Source organism: Caulobacter sp. GW821-FHT09H08 (assembly GCF_059415885.1).
The window spans coordinates 468,449-485,870 of record NZ_JBWKOC010000004.1; the positions used below are offsets into that span (position 1 = coordinate 468,449).

The window sequence follows — 17,422 nt, forward strand, 5'->3', positions numbered from 1 at the left end:
GTGTTCCGGTGAAGGGATAGTCCCGACCAGCCGCTATATCTTGTGGCTGAGGAGCCCCCTCAACCCAGATATGGGGCCACAGTGGTGAACGACTCGTCAACGCCTCGGGGGCGAGTTTTTCGTTAACAACCTGTGAACGGCCGGAACTTGCGTAGGCGGGACAAGGGGTTGCCTCACCGAACTTTTTTCACCCGCGACAGGACGCCGCAAGGCGCCTCAGGACATCCGCCCCCGGACAACGATGTTCGCTCACAGGATGACCACAAGGGATAGTGGCGGACGGTGGACGGCGCCCTCTGGCCAGCGCTGTCGAGGACTCCGCCGAAAGGCCCGGAAATCGGGGTTTCCAACGGAGGACGGCGTCCATCAGGCCGAAGTTCCGCTCTCCAGCGCGTCCAGATATCGGCGAAAGCGCTCGGCGATGCGGTCGCGCCAGGGCGACACCTCGGGCTTGGCGATTCCCTCGGCGCGGAGCACGAGATTCGCGAAGCGCTCGGGAGACAGCCCCTCCGTCGCCAAGATGGCCTCCACGGCCTCGGCGGACAGGCAGAAGCCCCATTCCACACAGAGCCAGGCGAACAGGGCGTCCAGATCGTCCGTCTCGATCACGGGATGCTCCGGACAAAGAGAAAGGGCCCGGCGTTTCCGCCGGGCCCTCCCGAGTAGTCAGTCGATTCGATCTTAGAAGTTGATCGAGATCGTCGAACGACGGTTCAGCGGTTCCTTCACGCCGTCGCCGGTAGCAACGGCCGGAGCGCTTTCGCCCTTCCAGTCGACGCCCAGGACAGCGGCCGGGACGCCTTGCGAGACCAGCGCGTCAGCCACGGCGCGCGCACGGCGCTCCGAGAGCTTGGCGTTGTACTTCGGCGAGCCCGAGGTGTCGGTGTGACCGACGACCACCAGCTTGGTCGCGTGACCATCGTTGGCGTACTTCGCGGCTTCCGAAACCACCGATTGCGCTTCCGGCGTCAGGACCGATTGGTCGAACGGGAAGTACACGATGAACTCGCGGGCCTCGTACTGCGGCGGCGGCGGCGGAGGCGGCGGCGGCGGCGGGGGAGGCGGCGGAGGCGGAGGCGGCGGCGGCGGGGGAGGCGGCGGCGGCGGGGGCGGCGGAGGCGGCGACGCGAACGAGTAGCGCAGACCCACGGTCAGCGACTGGTCGCGATATTGGCCTTCGAACGCGCCGGGTTGCAGCGCGTTGGACCCCAGCGACTGCCACTTGTGGTCGGCGCCGGTGGTGTAGCGGTAGGTGAAGTCGATCTTCAGCTTGTCGGTTGCCTTGATCGAGGCGCCCGCGATGGCCTGCCAAGCGATGGCCATGTCATCGTCGTCGACCGTCAGGTTCTGGACCGGCGGGTTCAGAGCGATCTGAGCCGCGGTCGAACCGGGCGGGTTCGGCTGGGTGCCGCTGAACTGACCCAGGGTCTTCACGTCCAGACGGTTCAGGCCGACGCCGGCGCCGATGAACGGGTTGAGCCACGAGTCCGGCGAGAAGTCATAAATGACGTTCGCCATGAGGGTCCACGAGTCGATCGAACCGTCCGGAGCGCCGCAGCGCTGCGAGGCCGACGTACGGGTGACGCCCGGGGTGCAGAGGCCGACCGGCTGCTGGCGAACGGCCGAGCCGTGGACGCTGTCGAGGTCGCCGGGGCGATAGCCGCCTTCGACTTCAGCGCGCCAATGCGGGTTGAACTGGTAGCCAAGACGCACGAAGCCGGTCCAGTCGTTCTGCGACTTCCAGGCCCAGTGGTAAGGAGCGCCATCCGGAGCGAAGGCGTCAGACTCGGTCTTGACGCTTTGCGGCCAGTGGTAGCCGAGGTCGACCGCGCCGTACCAGCCGGTCTCTTGGGCCGAAACGCCCGACGCGGCGAACACCGCGGCCAGAGCAGCTCCCGCCAGGAGGTTGAGTTTCATCGTTGAAGAGCCCTCTATTGCCCTGCCCAGGCCGGATACCGACCGAGCATCGTTATACCAAGGCGAACGCCACGGGAAAGTGTCAGCAAAGACACACTCGTCAGGTTTCGCCCCCCTGCCCTTTGCTCAGGAAAGCTAAACAAGACCGCCCCTCAGAATCAACTTCCGAGCGTGCTCGTCGACATCCGCTGAAGTTAGCGTCAGCTCCACTGCGTTCGCACGTGAACCGTTTGCGCGCAAGGGCTTGCAGCCATGAAAAGCTCAAGCATTCACGGATCGTGGCTGAAAATTCGCATCCTTACGCGTAATTCGTCAGGTGCTCGACCAAGTGAGGCTTAGTCCAGAGTGGTCCGGTAGCGCGCCATGGCCAGGCCCGAGATCACGAGTACGAACAGTCCGAGCGCGGAGAGACTTGGCCATAGCTCGGCGACTCCCAGCCCTTTCAGGAGGGCGCCGCGCACGACTCGCAGGAAGTGTGTCACCGGTATCACGCTGCCCAGGGCCTGGGCCCAGGCCGGCATGCCCCGGAACGGGAACATGAAGCCCGACAGCAGGATCGACGGCATGATGTAGAAGAACGACATCTGCATCGCCTGCAGCTGGGTCCTGGCCACCGTCGAGATCAGGAAGCCCAGGGCCAGCGAGCCGATGATGAACAGCATCACGCCCAGGCACAGAGCGCCCCACCCTCCGGCCATCGGCACGGCGAACAGCGCCCGCGCCAGCAGCAGGATCACGCAGGTCTGGATCACACCGACCGCCACATAGGGCGTCAGCTTGCCGATCATCACCTCGATCGGCCGGGCCGGCGTGGCCAGCAGGCTCTCCATCGTGCCGCGCTCGTACTCCCGCGTGACGCCCAGCGAGGTCATCATCACCAGGGTCATCGACAGGATCACGCCCAAGAGGCCGGGCACGATGTTGTACGAGGTGATGGCCTCGGGATTGTAGCGGCGGTGGATCACCACCTCGAACGGGTCGCCGCCGGGTTTCGCCACGGCGCCGACCAGATCGCGGGTCAGGGCCGTACGCGGAAGATTGGCCAGGGCCGCGATGGCTCCGCCGGTGGCGGCGGGGTCGGAAGCGTCGGCCTCGACCAGGATCTGCGCCCCGTCGCCCCGCACCACCTTGCGCGTGAAGTCGGCCGGAATGGTCAGGGCGAACTGCACCTCGCCGCGCGCCACGGCCTCGTCCAGCTCCCGGGGCGAGGTCGCCGTGCGGACGATCTCGAAATAACCGCTGTTGGTCAGGGCCGAGAGCGTCGAGCGCGCCATCGGCCCCTGGTCCTGCACCAGCACCGCCGTCGGCAGGTCGCGCGGGTCGTTGTTGATGGCGTAGCCGAACAGCATCAGCTGCACGATCGGCATCACCAGGATCATGGCGTAGGTCAGCCGGTCGCGGGTGAGCTGGATGAACTCCTTGATCAGCACCGCCAGGATGCGGGCGCCCGAGAGGCCGCTGGAGACCACGCCCCTGTCCGCCGCGCCACTCATTGAAAATTATCCGAGGACTGGCCCATCAGCCGGATGAACACGTCCTCCAGCGTCGGCTGGACCTCGGTCCAGGTCCGCGGCGGCTTGCGATAAGGAGCGATGGCGGCCTCCAGCGCCGCGCGGTCGGTTCCGCTGACATGCAGGGCCGCGCCGAACGGAGCGGCCATGATCACGCCGGGCTTGGCCGCCAGCTCACGCGACAGGCGGTCGGCCCCCTGCCCCTCCGCCCGGAAGGTCACCAGGCCCGATTGGTCGATGACCTCATCGGCCGTGCCTCGCGCCATCAGCTTGCCGTAGGCGATGTAGGCGATGTCGTGGCAGCGCTCGGCCTCGTCCATGTAGTGGGTCGAGACCATGACGGTCAGGCCCTCGGCCGACAGGGCGTGGATCTCGTCCCAGAACTCGCGCCGCGCCTTGGGATCGACGCCGGCGGTCGGCTCGTCCAGCAGCAGCAGGCGCGGCCCGTGCATGACGCTGGCGGCCAGGGCCAGGCGCTGCTTCCAGCCGCCGGACAGACTCCCGGCCAGCTGCTTCTTGCGCGCGGTCAGGCCCAGGCGGTCCAGGCTCTCCGTCACCCGTTCGCGGCGACGGTCCAGCTCGTGGACGCGGGCCACGAAGTCGAGGTTCTCCTCGATCGACAGGTCCTCGTAGAGCGAGAACTTCTGCGTCATGTAGCCGGTCTGGCGCTTCACGGCCTCCGCGTCCTTGCGGAAGTCCAGGCCCAGCACCTCGCCCTCGCCGCTGTCGGGGGTCAGCAGGCCGCACAGCATCCGCAGGGTGGTGGTCTTGCCCGAGCCGTTGGGACCCAGGAAGCCGGTGATGCGGCCCTTCTCGACCTGGATCGAGACGTCCTGCACCACGTGGCGCGGGCCGAACGACTTGTTCAGCCCCCGGACATCGACGGCGAGCTCGGTCACTTTCCGCCCCCTTGGCCGCTCTCCAGCGGCACGATGTCGACGGGCTGACCGGGCGCCAGGGTCGCACCGGGCTCGGGCCGCGCCTCGACCAGGAACACCAGCCGCTGGCGAGCCTCGCGGCTGTAGATCACCGGCGGCGTGAACTCCGACCGGGGACTGACATAGTTGATCCGCGCCGAGCGCTCGGCCCCGCAGCCGTCGCACGAGAAGCGGACGGTCATGCCGGGGCGATAGCGCGCGACCTCGGCCTCGGGCACGAAGAAGCGCAGGCGCACGCGGTCGTCGGCTAACAGGGCCACGACCGGCTGGTTGGCCGCCGCCCACTCGCCGGGCTGATAGAAGACGTCCTGCACCCGGGCCGCCGTCGGCGAGCGCGGGCTGATCTGGTCGAGGCGGCTCTGGGCGGCCGCCAGGGTCTCGCGGGCCGAGGCCACGGCGGACTGCGCCGCGCTCGCGGCGTCGGGCCGCGCGCCCAACTCGCCGACATTCTTGCGGCGCGCGACGGCGGCGGCGTTGGCGCGGGCGGTGTCGAGGGCGGCCTTGACCTGGTCCAGCCGCGCGGGGGCGTAGATGCCCTTCTGCACCAGCGGCGCGATGCGGTTGTAGTCGGCTTGGGCCTGGCGCACCTGGGCCTGGGCGGCCGCGCTCTCGGCGTCGTAGACGGCCAGTTCCTGCGGACGCTGACCCTTCTCGGCGTCGCGCAACTGGGCCTGGGCGATCGCCACCTGGGCGGACGCCTGGTCGCGGGCGGCGGTCAGCTGGGCGGCGTCCAGGGCGAACAGCGGCTGGTTGGCCTTCACCCGATCGCCGCGCTGCACGGCGACGGTCGAGACCGGACCGGCATTGGCGGCGGCGACATAGAGGGTCTCGCCCTCGACATAGCCGGACAGGCGGTGTGGCCGGTGGGCGTCGGGGCCCAGCAGCTTCCAGCCGACAAAGCCGACGACGCTGAGGCCGACCACGGCGGCGATGATGCGGACGGGAGGCTTCAAAACAGAACTCCCGCCCTAGGCGCGAGGCCGGCCAGCACTGTTTCCCGATGCTGAATGAACAAGCCCTTGAGATCGGCGGACGGCGCGCCCACGGGCGCAAATGTCTCCTGCCAGATCACGCCCATCAGGATGGGGCCCATGATGCTGAAAGCCTGAATGCGAGGATCGCCCAACCGGATCTCGCCACGCATCTGGGCTCGATTGAGCGCCCCGACCATCGCCCCCAGCGCCCGACTGACTACTTCGTCGTGCCAGACCCTGGCGAGCTCCGGAAAATTGCGCGACTCCCCGATCACCAGCTTAGCCACAGCCCCAAGCCGAGAGCCCTCGATGACGGTTTCCATCCGCGCGAACGCCAGGCGCAGCATGTCCGGAAACGGAATCGTCGCCTGGGCCAGCATGGCCTCAACCATGCCGATGTTGGGGACGACGGCCTCGCGGACCACCGCGCGGAAGATGTCTTCCTTGGTCTCGAAGTAGAGATAGAGCGCGCCCTTCGAGATTCCGGCCTTGGCGGCGATCTCGTCCAGCTTCGCCGCGGCGAAGCCCTTCTCCGCGAACACCTCGAGCGCCGCCTGGACGATCTCGCCCGGCCTCGCCTCGCTGCGCCGCCGCCACTTGGGGGTACCGGCCTGCATGTTTCTGGGTCCAGATATATAACTGACTGGTAGGTTATATATTGAACCTGTGGATAATTCAAGAGGGCTGACCTCACCATAAAACCCGTCATCCCGCGCTTTATGCGCGGGACCCATGGTTCAGCCTCCACGTAAGAATTTAGACCCGCACTTCCCTTGCGGCGGGCAGATGGGTCCCGCGCATAAAGCGCGGGATGACGGCGATCTGGGTTGAGCTTCCTACCCTTCCGCCGTCACCAGCCAGCACGCCGAGTTCATCTCAGCCACCCCATCGCGCGCATACGGCGCCAGCGCCGCCGTTACCGCCTCGGTCACCTTCGCTCGCACGCCCTCGTCCTGCCCCGCCAAGATCGGGTTCAGCGGCCCCACGCGCAGGCTCATGGTCAGGAGCTCCTCGAAGCTGACCGGCGTCGGCTCATCCAGCGGTTCGATCGCGACCTTCGACCAGCCGGCCGCCTCCAGGATCCGCCGCACCCGGTCGGGGTCAGCGAAACCGAACCGGCCCGGCGCATCCTTCTCGAAGGCCGGAACCGACGGCAGGAACGGCGCGGCCGCTTGCAGCGGGACCAGCGAGATCGCGTTTTCCTCGGGACCGCGCCAGCTGGCGAACGCCAGCCGCCCACCCGGCTTCAGGGCCTGGCGCAGATTGGCGAAGGCCGCCACCGGATCGGGGAAGAACATCACCCCGAACCGCGAGACGATGGCGTCAAACTCCGGCTTGAAGTCATGAGTCTGGGCGTCGGCCAGCACGAAATTGACGCCCTCCAGCCCCGCCTCGCCCGCGCGGCGACGGGCCAGCTCCACCAGCGCGCCCGAGATGTCGACCCCGACCGCGCGGCCCTCCGGCCCCGTACGCCAGGCGCCTTCGAACGTCGTCGCGCCCGAGCCGCAGCCGACGTCCAGCACCGCCTCCCCGGCTCGAGGATCGACCGAGTCGACCACCGCCCTGGCGATCGGGGCATAGAGACGGTCCAGCAGGGCCTGCTGCTCGACCCAGACCTTCCCGGCGCGGTCCCAGTAGGCCGACATGTCCTGCGCTTGATCCGTCATCCGCGTCACTCCGTTCGCATCGCAGGTGGGGACCGGGGAGCGGCTAACGCAAGGCCCCAGACCTGACGAATTGCCCGCACTTGCGGGCCGAGGCGGTCCGCCCCTCACTGCCGCGCGAACAGCAGGTTGCGCACCCCACCCGCCCAGGCGCGCACGCCGGTGACCTTTCCGCTCGCGTCCCGCTCGAAGACGAAGGTCGTCGAGCCGCGCAGGCGCGTGGTGAAGCCGTCGGCGAAGCTGGGGGCCAGCGGCCATTCGACGGCGAACCGCTGGCGCATGACCAGGGCGTCGCCCTGCTGGACCACCGTGACCCGGGTATCGAGCTCGGTGCTGTAATAGGTCCCGACATAGGCCGCCAGCGTCGCGGCGTCGGTCACGGCCGGCGCCATGGCGACGAACCGCCGACGGACATCTCCCCGGCTAAGGGTCAACTCGCCGGTCGCTGCGCCGGAGCGCTTGAATTCCACGATCTCGCCGTTCGGACGCTGGAAACGGTCGCCGCCCAGCGGGACCAGCGCCTGGACGCCGCCCTGCCGGAGGGTGAGCTGACCACCCACGGCCTGCAGCTGGAGAAGCTCGCCCGTCACTGGATTGCGGAACAGGCCCTGGTACGGCGTGAAGTCCTTGGGCGCCTGCGCCGCCGCGACGGCCTTGGGGGCCTCGGCCACGGCCTGGGGATAGCCCGCCGCCGCCAGCGCCCGCTCGGCGATCTGCTCGCCCGTGGCGATCGGGTCGACGCCGCCGTTGTTGCACATCACGGCGATCGACACGCCCTCGTCCGGATAGCGTCCCAGCCAGGTCTTGTAGCCGCCGGTCGAGCCGCTGTGCGAAACCAGCCGCCGGCCGTGGTCGCGGGTGATCTCCAGACCCAGGCCATACTCCAGTGGCGCGCCATTGCTCAGGCGGCCCGGCGTCTGCAGGGCGGCGACCAGCGCCGGGCCGCCGGGCAGGTCCGACGGCTTATCCAGGAAGGCGTTCCAGCGCAGCAGGTCGCCGACCGTCGTCAGCAGACCGCCGTTTCCGTAGACATTGGTGAAGGGCATGTTCGCGACGAAGCCCGTCTCGGCCGGCGCGTATGCAGTCGCGCGTCCCGGGACCACGGTGCGGAAGTCCTCCCGCCAGCGCGTGTGGCCCATGCCCAGCGGCTGGAACAGGCGCTGGTCGGTGAACTTCTGCAGGCTGCCCCCGCTGATCCGTTCGACGATCATCGCGGCCAGGGCGTAGTTGGTGTTGGTGTAGAGAAACTCGGTCCCCGGCGTGAAGTTCAGCCCTTTCTGGCGCGAGGCCATGTCCAGGATCATCGCCATGCTGTGCGCCTGCGCGCCCGGTCCGTTGCCGGTCAGGGCCATCAGGCTCCACTGCTCGCGCAGGCCGCTGGTGTGGGTCAGCAGGTGGCGCAGGGTGATCGGGGTCCCGTAGTCCGGCATCTCCGGCAGGTGGCGGCGGATGTCGTCGTCCAGGCTGGCCTTGCCGTCCTGGACCAGCAGCATCACGGCGGCGGCGGTGAACTGCTTGGCCAGGGAGCCGGTTTCCACAATGCTGTCGGCGGTCAGCGGGTCGGCATGCTCCAGGTCCGACCAGCCCCGCGCGACGATCCTGGCGGGCGCGCCGGGCAGTTTCACGCCGGCCACGCAGCCGGGACCATCTGGCGCGATGTCGGCGAGCGCGGGCGCGAGGTCGAGACTGGGAGCCCCGCCAGCTTGAGGCGCGGCGGCGGCGGACCCGAAGGCGGACAAGGCGCAGAACAGAGCGACGGCGTGAACGACTGGACGCATGGAAATCCCCGGTGACGCTTCAGCCCTTAGAGCCCGTCCCGCGCGCCGCCAACGGCCCATCGGCGAACGCCACTGGCCAGCGGTGAACGACCACGACAGCCACGCTCGCCGTCGCTAGGGTCGCCGCGTGCGACGTCCCGCTTTCCTCCTCGCCCTGCTCGGCGCCCTGCTCCTCGTGGCCTCGGCCGGCGCCCAGTCGCTGACCCTGTGCCGCGCCGACGGAAGCGACTGCCGCCCCGGATCGCTGGCGGACGCGGGCCGGCTGGGCGAGACGTTCGTGGTCCGGCAGACCATCGATCCGTCGACCTTCGACAGCGCTCTCCCCGTCGCGGTGACGGTGACCGCCATGGCCGACAGCCAGGTGCTGTGGAACGGCGTGCCGCTGGCGCGCAACGGCGATCCGGACGGCGCCGGCCGCTCGGGCCGCTTCGTCTTCACGGTGATCGTTCCGCGTGACCAGGTGCGCCCCGGACCGAACGAGGCGACCGTCCGCTTCAAGCGCCCGCGCGACCCCTGGCCGATCGCCACGCCGGTGCACGTCTTCCGGGTCGCGCCCTATGTCGATCCGCGCCTGGACGCCCTGGAGCTCTACCTGCCGGCCATGCTGATGGGCGGAGCCCTGGCCGCCGCCGGCCTGTGGTTCGGCATCGCCTACGCCCTGGATCGGACCGAGCGCGGCGCCCGCCTGCTGGCCCTGGCCGCCCTCGGCGCGGTCGCGCAGCTGGCCCTGGAGACGGCGCGGGTCTTTGTCGACTACCCCCATGCCTGGCAGCCGCCCCGGCTGGCGCTGATCGCCGGGCTGGGCGCGGTCATCGGCGTGGTGCTGGCCCGCTACGCCGCGTGGCGGTTCGCGCCGGCCCTGCGCGACAAGGTCACCCTGGCCTGCGCAGTAGCGGTCCTCGCCATCCTGCTTCTGGTCCCCGGCTTCGACCGGAAGACGCTGGACGCCTTCGCGGTCTGCATGATCGTCATCGCGGCCCTGGCGGCCTGGGCGCTGGCGCGGGGCGCAAAGGTGGCGGTCGTCGCCCTGGCCGGGTCGCTGGGCGCCCTGGCCTGGATCGTCCACGACGGCGCGCGGTTCCTGGATCGCGGCTACTATTTCGCGCTCGGCTGTATCTTCCTGGCCCTGGCCATCGAGCAGGCCCGCAGCATCCGCCGCCGCGCCGATCCTGCCCAGGACGACCCGGCCGAACCGACGCCTTCCGAGCCCGCGACCTGGCGTATCGTCACCGGCGCCCAGGTGCGGTTCGAGCCCATCGCGACCATCGCCCTGCTGACCGCCGCCGACGACTATACCGAGGTTCGCTTCACCGACGGCCGGACCTGCCTGCACACCGCCAGCCTGTCCCAGGCCGTGCTGGCCGGCGGCGGGACCTTCGTGCGGGTCCACCGCAGCCACGCGATCAACCGCCATCTGATAAAGACCGCCGCGCCGCGCCCCGGCGGCGGCATGCGCCTGACCCTGGAGGGGGGAGCGACGGCGCCCGTCGGACGCACTTTCCAGCGCGCCGTTCGCGAAGCCCTGGGCCTGGCCTAACGCAGGCTGGCGTCGCGCAGGCGCCGCCGCTTGCCGCCCAGCGCGTCCGGACGGTTCAGCACCTTGCGGTACTCGTCTCGGCGCTCGTGGATCGAGGCGATGACGAGACCCATCGGCACGCCGATATCGACCAGCACCGCTTCGGAGAGCTGCAACGAGGCCTCGATGGTCTCGGGCACGGCGTCGGTGGCGCCCAGTTCGTAGAGCCGCGCGGCATGGCGGGCGTCGCGGGCGCGGACCACGATCGGCACGTCCGGTCGCTCGCCGCGCACGGCCACGACCACCGCCTCGGCGACCTCGAAGGCGTCCATGGTCACCACCACCGCCCGCGCCGTGGTCAGGCCGCAGCGTTCCAGGAGCTCGATGCGCGAGGCGTCGCCGTAATAGATGCGCGAGCCGTCGCGGCGGCCCTGCTCGACCAGGCGAGCGTCACGCTCGATGGCGATCCAGGGCAGGTCGTGGCGGCCCAGCATGTCGCCGACCAGCTTGCCGACCCGGCCATAGCCGATGACCAGCACCTGGCCGGCGGGCTCGGGGCCCACCCGGTCGGGCGCGCCAGCCGGCGCCTCACTGGTCTGGGGCGCGTTGGCCTTGCGGCCCAGGCGTCCGCCCAGGGCGGCCAGGGCCGGGATCAGGAACATGGTCAGGGTCGCCGAGACCAGCACCGCCTGGCCCAGCTCCGGCGAGACCACCTTGGCCCCGATGGCGTTGTCGAGCAGCACGAAGGCGAACTCGCCGCCGGCCGCCAGGACCAGGGCCGCCTCGATCGCCGCGCGCCGGTTCAGGCCCATCAGCAGGCCGCTGACGAACACCACCACCGTCTTCAGCGCCAGCAGGCCCACGGCGGTGGCCAGGATCTCCACCGGCTCGGCGGCCAGCAGCGAGAGGTCCAGCCGGATGCCCAGCGACACGAAGAACAGGGAAAGCAGCAGCCCCTTGAACGGCTCGATCTTGACCTCGACCTCGTGGCGATACTCGGTCTCGGCCAGCAGGATGCCGGCCACGAAGGCGCCCAGCGCCATCGACAGGCCCGACAGCGCGCTGACCATGCCCGCGCCGATGATCACCAGCAGGCAGGCGGCCATGAACATCTCTTCGCTCTTGGCCTTGGCGACGGACTTCAGCATGGGCCGTAGCGCCAGGCGCCCGACCAGCACGATCGCGCCCAGGCCGAGGGCGGCGGGGGCCAGGGCCAACAGGTCCTTGACCTGGAACGTGCCGTTGCCGCGCCCCAGGATCGCCAGGGTGATCAGGATCGGGGCCACGGCCAGGTCCTGGAACAGCAGCACCGAGAAGGTGGCGCGGCCAGCCTCCGAGTGAAGGCGGCGGCGCTCGGCCAGCACCGGCACGGCGATGGCGGTCGAGGACAGGGTCAGGGCCGCGCCCAGGGTCAGGGCCGCAACCGGGTTCTGGCCCAGCATCATCGCCCCTGCGCCCAGGGCCAGCGAGCAGCCGATCACCTGGATCGCCCCCAGGCCGAACACCCACTTGCGCATCAGGCGCAGGCGTTCCCACGACAGCTCCAGCCCGATCATGAACAGCAGGAAGACGACCCCGAACTCGGCCAGCTGGGCGATTTCCTCGGGATTGTCGACGGTGACGTAGTCCAGCCACGGCGCGTAGGGGATGAACCGGCCCAGGCCGAACGGCCCCAGGATCACCCCGGCCAGCAGGTAGCCCAGGATCGGATTGATCTTCAGGCGCTTGAAGATCGGCGCGACGATGCCGGCGGTCGCCAGGAACAGGACCAGGTCCTTGTAGCTCTCTGGGGAAACCTCGTGCGCCACGCGCCCTCCTTGCTTTGTCCTACGTCGGTCTCTTCAAACGCACGCCCGCGCCCGCTTCGTCGGCCGCGATCAGCGACACCCCGCCGGCCTCGATCGCGTCGATCAGGAGCCGTTCGGTGCTATGGTGCAAGGCGTGACGCTCGGTCTCGAAGTCCTTGACCGTGCTTCGCGACACGCCCGCCCGATCGGCGAGCTCGCCTTGGGACCAATTGATCAGTCCGCGGGCGGCCCGGCATTGCGCCGGAAGGAGAATTTTTGCGTGTGGCATCTGGCGCACCCGGGCTTGGTCACCCATATTGGTTGAGTACGCCCGAAAAAGCTGATCGTCAAGGAGAGCCTTTGCACCACACCTCGCTGATCGCCACCATCGTCGCGGGCCTGGGCCTCGCCTTCATCTTCGGCGCCATCGCCAACCGGCTGAAGCTGCCGGTGTTGGTCGGCTACCTGCTGGCGGGCGTATTGGTCGGGCCGTTCACGCCCGGCTATGTGGCGGATCAGGAGCTGGCCCCGCAGCTGGCCGAGATCGGCGTGATCCTGCTGATGTTCGGCGTCGGCCTGCACTTCTCGCTGAAGGACCTGATGGCGGTGCGCAAGATCGCCATCCCGGGCGCGGTCGTGCAGATCGTGGCGGCGACGGTGATGGGCCTGGGGCTGGCGGTCGTGCTGGGCTGGAGCGTCGGGGCGGGTCTGGTGTTCGGCCTGGCCTTGTCGGTCGCCTCGACCGTGGTGCTGCTGCGCGCCCTGCAGGAGCGGCGGCTGATCGAGACCGGGCGCGGCAAGATCGCGGTCGGCTGGCTGATCGTCGAGGACCTGGCCATGGTGCTGGCGCTGGTTCTGCTGCCGGCCCTGTCAGGCATGCTGGGCGGCCAGGCCCCGGCCAATGCCAGCAGCGGCGTCGCCATGGCCTTCGCCATCACCATCGGCAAGGTCGTGGCGTTCGTCGCCTTCATGCTGATCGTCGGCCGCCGGGTGATCCCCTGGATCCTGCACCGCATCGCCCACACCGGCTCACGCGAGCTGTTCCGCCTGGGCGTGCTGGCCATCGCTCTTGGTGTCGCGTTCGGCTCGGCGGCCCTGTTCGGCGTGTCGTTCGCCCTGGGGGCCTTCTTCGCCGGCATGATCATGGCCGAGAGCGAGCTTTCCCAGCAGGCCGCCAACGAGACCCTGCCCCTGCGCGACGCCTTCGCGGTGCTGTTCTTCGTCTCGATCGGCATGCTGTTCGACCCGATGGTGCTGCTGCGCGAACCCGTCGCCGTGCTGGCCACCCTGGCGATCATCGTCGTGGGCAAGTCGATCGCCGCCCTGATCATCGTCCTGGCCTTCCGCCGCCCGATGAGCACGGCCCTGACCATCTCGGCCAGCCTGGCCCAGATCGGCGAGTTCTCGTTCATCCTGGCGGGCCTGGGCGTTTCGCTGAAGCTGCTGCCGCCGGAAGGCCGCGACCTGATCCTGGCCGGCGCCATCCTGTCGATCCTGGTCAACCCGCTGCTGTTCGTGCTGCTGGACCGCATCCTGCCCGGCATGATCGCCAAGGAGCGCGAAGCCGCCGGCGAGCCGCCGATCCTGGCCGCCCTCAAGCCGCACGCCCTGCTGGTCGGCTACGGCCGCGTCGGCAAGGCCGTGGCCGAGGGCCTGAAGGGCAAGAAGATGCCGCTGGTGGTCATCGAGGACGACGCCGAGCGCGCCACCGAACTCAAGGCCGCCGGCTTCGAGACGATCGGCGGCAATGCGGTCAAGCCCGAGGTCCTGCTGAAGGCCGGCCTCGACAAGGCCACCCACCTGTTCATCGCCGTCCCCAACCCCTTCGAAGCCGCCCGCATCATCGAACAGGCCCGCGCCGCCAACCCCGACTGCGAGATCGTCGCGCGGGCTTATACGGATGCGGATGTCCTGCTGCTCAAGCAGATGGGGGCGACGCACGCGCTGATCGGCGAGGAGGAGATCGCGAAGGGGATGTTGGCGCGTGCGCCGAAGAAGAAGGCAGCGGCGACGCACCATTGACGCGGCGCCACGGCGCGGACACGACCAGCAGGATCGAGGGGATATGTTGAGCTTCAGGTTTGCGTTTATCGCCGCGGCCATGCTGGCGCAGACGGGCTGCGCGCCTGCCCCTGAAACGGCGCTCTCGAATGCAATCGCCGAGCGAGATCCGGCCGCCGTGCAGAAGGCGCTGGAGCGTAAACCGAACCTCGAGCCGACCTGCGCGTCCAACGCGATCTGCAAACCCCTCGCCCAGGCCGCCAGCGCATGCCAGTCGACGATCGTCGACCAACTGCTCAAGGCGGGCGCCGACCCGAATGGGAAGAACGCCTACGGCGATACGGCCTACATGGTCGCCTGCGACGGCGCCGCCGCGAACGGGCGGCCGGAGGGCGACGCCCACGCCATCCGCAGCCTCCTGCTCCGGAACGGAACCGACCCAAACCAGACCAACCAGCACGGCGCCAGCGCGTTCATGGGCGCCGCCGCGATGGGTGACCTGCCCGCCCTGCAGGCCTGCCTGGACCATGGCGGTCAGATCAATCGCCAGTCCCTCGAAACGGGCTATTCGCCACTGATGGGCGCGGCCCAGTTCGGTCAGGTCGAGGCCATCCGCTGGCTCCTGGACCACGGCGCCGACCCGCGCCTCAAGGACGCGAGCGGCCGCACGCCGAGGCAGATCGCCCAGGAAGAGGGCCATGACACGGCCGCTCGCCTGCTACCCGCTCCATAACCCCCTTAAGTACCCAGCCCCCGCCCCGCCTCACTCCGTCACATTGACCCCGCCGGCCCCGCGCCCTACTCCGTCATCATCATGACCGCCCGTCCCGGACATCTCCGAGTCTTGCTCGCCGCGCTCGCGGCGGTGCTGGCGGTGTTTGTCCAGGCGCTGACGCCCGCCGCCGCCATGGCGCATGACCTGCGCGAGAGCGGGTCGGCGATCGTCATCTGTACGGCCGAGGGCTCCAAGGTCGTGATCCTGGGCCAGGACGGTTCGGTCCGCACCGAGCCCGCCAAGGGCTTCATGGGGCTGAAGTGCTCCAACTGCGTGGGCCCGACCCTGGCCGCCACGCTGGACACGCCCGTCCCGGCCGTCGCGCCCGTCCAGTACGCCGAGTTCGTCGAGACGCCGGTCGAGCGCGTCCTCGGCGTGCGGGGTCACGCCCGCGCTCCGCCACGTCCGCCCAGCCAGGGCCCGCCCGCCAACCTGAACGCCTGACCCTTTGTCGCCGCGCCGCGTTGAAGACGCCGCGCGCCTTGTCACGCCTTCAGGACTGCCCGTTCCATGTCGACCTTCCGCCACGCCCTCCTGGGCGCCGCCGCGCTTGCTTGTCTGAGCTCCACCGCCCACGCCGCCGAGACCGAAGACACCCAGGTCTCCTCGGTCATCGTCACCGCTCGCCCCAATCCCGAGGATCCGCCCGTCGTCGCCGACGCCCGCAAGCGGCTGTCCGAGACCCCCGGCGCGGTGTCGGTGATCTCCCAGGAGAGCTACATCAACCGCCAGGCGCTGGCCCTGGACGACATGCTGCGCGACGCGCCCGGGGTCTACGCCCAGCGCAAGTGGGGCGGCGACATCCGCATCTCGATCCGAGGCTCGGGCATCGGCAACGCCAGCCACAACCGGGGCCTCTTGCTAGCCCAGGACGGCGTGCCGCTGAACGAGGCCGACGGCTATGGCGACAGCCAGGTCGCCGACCCGCTGAACACCCGCTACGCCGAGGTCTATCGCGGCGGCAACGCCCTGCGCTTCGGCGGGGCGTTGCTGGGCGGGGCGATCAACATGGTGACGCCGACGGGCAAGGATGCGGGCTTCGCGAACCAGGTTCGCCTCGACGGCGGCTCGTTCGGCCTCGCCCGCGAGCACGTCGCCATCGCCCGTCAATCGGGCGACTGGGACGTCTTCGCCGCCGCCACCAACCAGACGAGCCAGGGCTGGCGCTCACAGAGCCAGCAGAACATCCAGTTCGGCGCGCTGAATATCGGCCGCAGCTTCGGCGAGGACCGCGAGGTCCGCTTCATCGTCAACGGCTCGAACATCGCCCAGGAGATCCCCGGCTCGCTGACGGTGGCCCAGTTCCAGGCCAATCCGCGCCAGTCGGCGGCGGCGAACCTGGCCAGCGACCAGGGTCGCAACCAGCGCGGCCTGCGCGGCTCGCTGCGCACCACCTGGCGGCTCTCCGACCAGCTGGTGTTCGAGGGCGCGGTCTATGCGGTGTGGAAGGACCTGGACCACCCGATCTTCCAGGTCATCGACCAGCAGAGCCGCAACTACGGCGCCTTCGGCCGCTTCGACTGGGACGGCGAGGTCGCCGGCAAGCGGGCCGACGCCTTCTTCGGCGCCTGGTACCGCTCGGGCGACATGGACTCGAACTTCTACGTCAACAATCGCGGGGCGCGCGGCGCCCCGACCTCGCGGACCTTGCAGAACGCCAAGGCCATGGACCTGTTCGGCGAGGGCCGCGTGTTCGTCACCGACCAGGTCGCCCTGGTGGCCGGCGCGACCTGGGGCCAGGCCAAGCGCGACTATGCCAGCTTCGCCGTGCCGGGCGTGGCCACGACCTTCAACCTCAAGGCCGGCAAGACCTATGACTGGGTTTCGCCGCGCGTCGGCCTGCTGTGGCAGGACGAGAGCGGCGACCAGGTCTTCGCCAACCTGACCCGCTCGGTCGAGCCGCCGAACTTCAGTTCGATGAGCCCGACCAACACCGGCTTCGCCCCCGTCCGCGCCCAGAAGGCCTGGACCGGCGAGATCGGGACGCGCGGCCATCGCGGGCCGTTCACCTACGACCTGACGCTCTACCGGGCGAACCTGACGAACGAGATGCTGCAATACACGGTGAACTCGTCGATCCCGGCCGCGACCTTCAACGCCGACAGGACGATCCACCAGGGGGTCGAGGCGGCGCTGGACTGGGCCGTGGCGCCGCGCTGGCGCCTCCGCCAGACCTGGACGCTGTCGGACTTCCGCTTCGACGGCGACGTCCAGTACGGCGACAACCGCCTGCCGATCGTGCCCAAGCACTTCTACCGCTCGGAGGTCCGCTACGACGATCCGCGCGGCTGGTTCGTGGCCCCGTCGCTGGAATGGTCGGCGAGCGACCCGTGGATCGACTACAAGAACACCCGGACCGCGCCGGGCTATGCGATCGTCAACCTGAACGCCGGCTGGAAGCTGGGCGACAAGGTCTCGCTGTTCCTGGATGCGCGGAACCTGGCCGACAAGGCCTATGTGTCCAACACCCAGGCCGCCGTCGCCTGGACCGCCGCGACCGCCACCCTGTGGCCGGGGGATGGCCGCTCGGTGTTCGGCGGCGTTACGGTGACCTTCTAAGG

At 69.5% G+C, this 17,422-nt stretch carries 15 protein-coding genes; 5 read left to right on the plus strand and 10 right to left on the minus strand.

Going from position 1 to position 17,422, the window contains the following annotated elements; genetic code table 11:
- Positions 1-366 precede the first annotated feature (366 nt).
- The 8 genes from AC07NN_RS16765 to AC07NN_RS16800 form a co-directional block, all read right to left on the minus strand.
- Positions 367-609, minus strand: coding sequence for a hypothetical protein (locus AC07NN_RS16765; RefSeq protein WP_494643238.1), 243 nt, complete (start codon positions 607-609; stop codon positions 367-369).
- 72 nt (positions 610-681) lie between these two features.
- Positions 682-1,917: an OmpA family protein gene (locus AC07NN_RS16770; RefSeq protein ID WP_494643241.1), complete on the minus strand. Its 1,236-nt coding sequence runs from the start codon at positions 1,915-1,917 to the stop codon at positions 682-684.
- A gap of 335 nt (positions 1,918-2,252) precedes the next feature.
- Positions 2,253-3,410 carry an ABC transporter permease gene (locus AC07NN_RS16775; RefSeq protein WP_494643245.1) on the minus strand — a complete coding sequence of 386 codons (1,158 nt, stop codon included), beginning with the start codon at positions 3,408-3,410 and terminating at the stop codon, positions 2,253-2,255.
- Entirely contained in the window at positions 3,407-4,327 is a 921-nt protein-coding gene (locus tag AC07NN_RS16780; protein ID WP_494643246.1) for an ATP-binding cassette domain-containing protein, read from the minus strand. Before AC07NN_RS16780 ends, AC07NN_RS16775 begins: the two co-directional genes overlap by 4 nt.
- Positions 4,324-5,319: an HlyD family secretion protein gene (locus AC07NN_RS16785; protein WP_494643249.1), complete on the minus strand. Its 996-nt coding sequence runs from the start codon at positions 5,317-5,319 to the stop codon at positions 4,324-4,326. The genes AC07NN_RS16780 and AC07NN_RS16785 overlap by 4 nt, the downstream gene beginning before the upstream one ends.
- Positions 5,316-5,957, minus strand: a complete 642-nt coding sequence (locus AC07NN_RS16790) for a TetR/AcrR family transcriptional regulator (RefSeq protein ID WP_494643252.1) — start codon at positions 5,955-5,957, stop codon at positions 5,316-5,318. The genes AC07NN_RS16785 and AC07NN_RS16790 overlap by 4 nt, the downstream gene beginning before the upstream one ends.
- 219 nt (positions 5,958-6,176) lie before the next feature.
- Positions 6,177-7,007, minus strand: a complete 831-nt coding sequence (locus AC07NN_RS16795) for a class I SAM-dependent methyltransferase (protein ID WP_494643254.1) — start codon at positions 7,005-7,007, stop codon at positions 6,177-6,179.
- A 104-nt stretch (positions 7,008-7,111) separates the two neighbouring features.
- Positions 7,112-8,782, minus strand: a complete 1,671-nt coding sequence (locus AC07NN_RS16800; RefSeq protein ID WP_494643258.1) for a serine hydrolase — start codon at positions 8,780-8,782, stop codon at positions 7,112-7,114.
- Between the two features lie 127 nt (positions 8,783-8,909).
- Here AC07NN_RS16800 and AC07NN_RS16805 point away from each other — a divergent pair, with 127 nt between their 5' ends.
- The gene (locus tag AC07NN_RS16805) at positions 8,910-10,319 is read left to right on the plus strand and encodes a LytTR family DNA-binding domain-containing protein (protein WP_494643261.1); all 1,410 of its coding nucleotides are present in this window, start codon (positions 8,910-8,912) and stop codon (positions 10,317-10,319) included.
- On the opposite strand, the gene AC07NN_RS16810 is transcribed toward AC07NN_RS16805, so the two are convergent.
- Positions 10,316-12,106, minus strand: coding sequence for a cation:proton antiporter domain-containing protein (locus AC07NN_RS16810; RefSeq protein ID WP_494643263.1), 1,791 nt, complete (start codon positions 12,104-12,106; stop codon positions 10,316-10,318). The two genes, AC07NN_RS16805 and AC07NN_RS16810, sit on opposite strands and share 4 nt — an antisense overlap.
- Positions 12,107-12,125: 19 nt before the next feature.
- Positions 12,126-12,374 carry a helix-turn-helix domain-containing protein gene (locus tag AC07NN_RS16815; RefSeq protein WP_494644025.1) on the minus strand — a complete coding sequence of 83 codons (249 nt, stop codon included), beginning with the start codon at positions 12,372-12,374 and terminating at the stop codon, positions 12,126-12,128.
- A gap of 71 nt (positions 12,375-12,445) precedes the next feature.
- Between AC07NN_RS16815 and ybaL the strand changes: the two genes are divergently transcribed.
- From ybaL to AC07NN_RS16835, 4 genes are all read left to right on the plus strand, one after another.
- Complete coding sequence (gene ybaL / locus AC07NN_RS16820; protein WP_494643268.1) at positions 12,446-14,107, plus strand: YbaL family putative K(+) efflux transporter; 1,662 nt, start codon at positions 12,446-12,448, stop codon at positions 14,105-14,107.
- A 79-nt stretch (positions 14,108-14,186) separates the two neighbouring features.
- Positions 14,187-14,819 (plus strand): ankyrin repeat domain-containing protein, encoded by a 633-nt coding sequence (locus AC07NN_RS16825; RefSeq protein ID WP_494643273.1) that lies wholly within the window; start codon positions 14,187-14,189, stop codon positions 14,817-14,819.
- 111 nt (positions 14,820-14,930) lie between these two features.
- Positions 14,931-15,305, plus strand: coding sequence for a DUF2946 family protein (locus AC07NN_RS16830; RefSeq protein ID WP_494643278.1), 375 nt, complete (start codon positions 14,931-14,933; stop codon positions 15,303-15,305).
- A 66-nt stretch (positions 15,306-15,371) separates the two neighbouring features.
- Entirely contained in the window at positions 15,372-17,420 is a 2,049-nt protein-coding gene (locus AC07NN_RS16835) for a TonB-dependent receptor family protein (protein ID WP_494643282.1), read from the plus strand.
- Positions 17,421-17,422 lie beyond the last annotated feature (2 nt).

What these genes read in the sequence shown, in the direction of transcription:
- AC07NN_RS16775 (WP_494643245.1), bottom strand. Translation starts at nt 3,410, where the DNA reads ATGAGTGGCGCGGCGGACAGGGGCGTGGTCTCCAGCGGCCTCTCGGGC.
- AC07NN_RS16795 (WP_494643254.1), bottom strand. Translation starts at nt 7,007, where the DNA reads ATGACGGATCAAGCGCAGGACATGTCGGCCTACTGGGACCGCGCCGGG.
- AC07NN_RS16825 (WP_494643273.1), top strand. Translation starts at nt 14,187, where the DNA reads ATGCTGGCGCAGACGGGCTGCGCGCCTGCCCCTGAAACGGCGCTCTCG.
- AC07NN_RS16770 (WP_494643241.1), bottom strand. Translation starts at nt 1,917, where the DNA reads ATGAAACTCAACCTCCTGGCGGGAGCTGCTCTGGCCGCGGTGTTCGCC.
- AC07NN_RS16800 (WP_494643258.1), bottom strand. Translation starts at nt 8,782, where the DNA reads ATGCGTCCAGTCGTTCACGCCGTCGCTCTGTTCTGCGCCTTGTCCGCC.
- AC07NN_RS16790 (WP_494643252.1), bottom strand. Translation starts at nt 5,957, where the DNA reads ATGCAGGCCGGTACCCCCAAGTGGCGGCGGCGCAGCGAGGCGAGGCCG.
- AC07NN_RS16835 (WP_494643282.1), top strand. Translation starts at nt 15,372, where the DNA reads ATGTCGACCTTCCGCCACGCCCTCCTGGGCGCCGCCGCGCTTGCTTGT.
- AC07NN_RS16815 (WP_494644025.1), bottom strand. Translation starts at nt 12,374, where the DNA reads ATGCCACACGCAAAAATTCTCCTTCCGGCGCAATGCCGGGCCGCCCGC.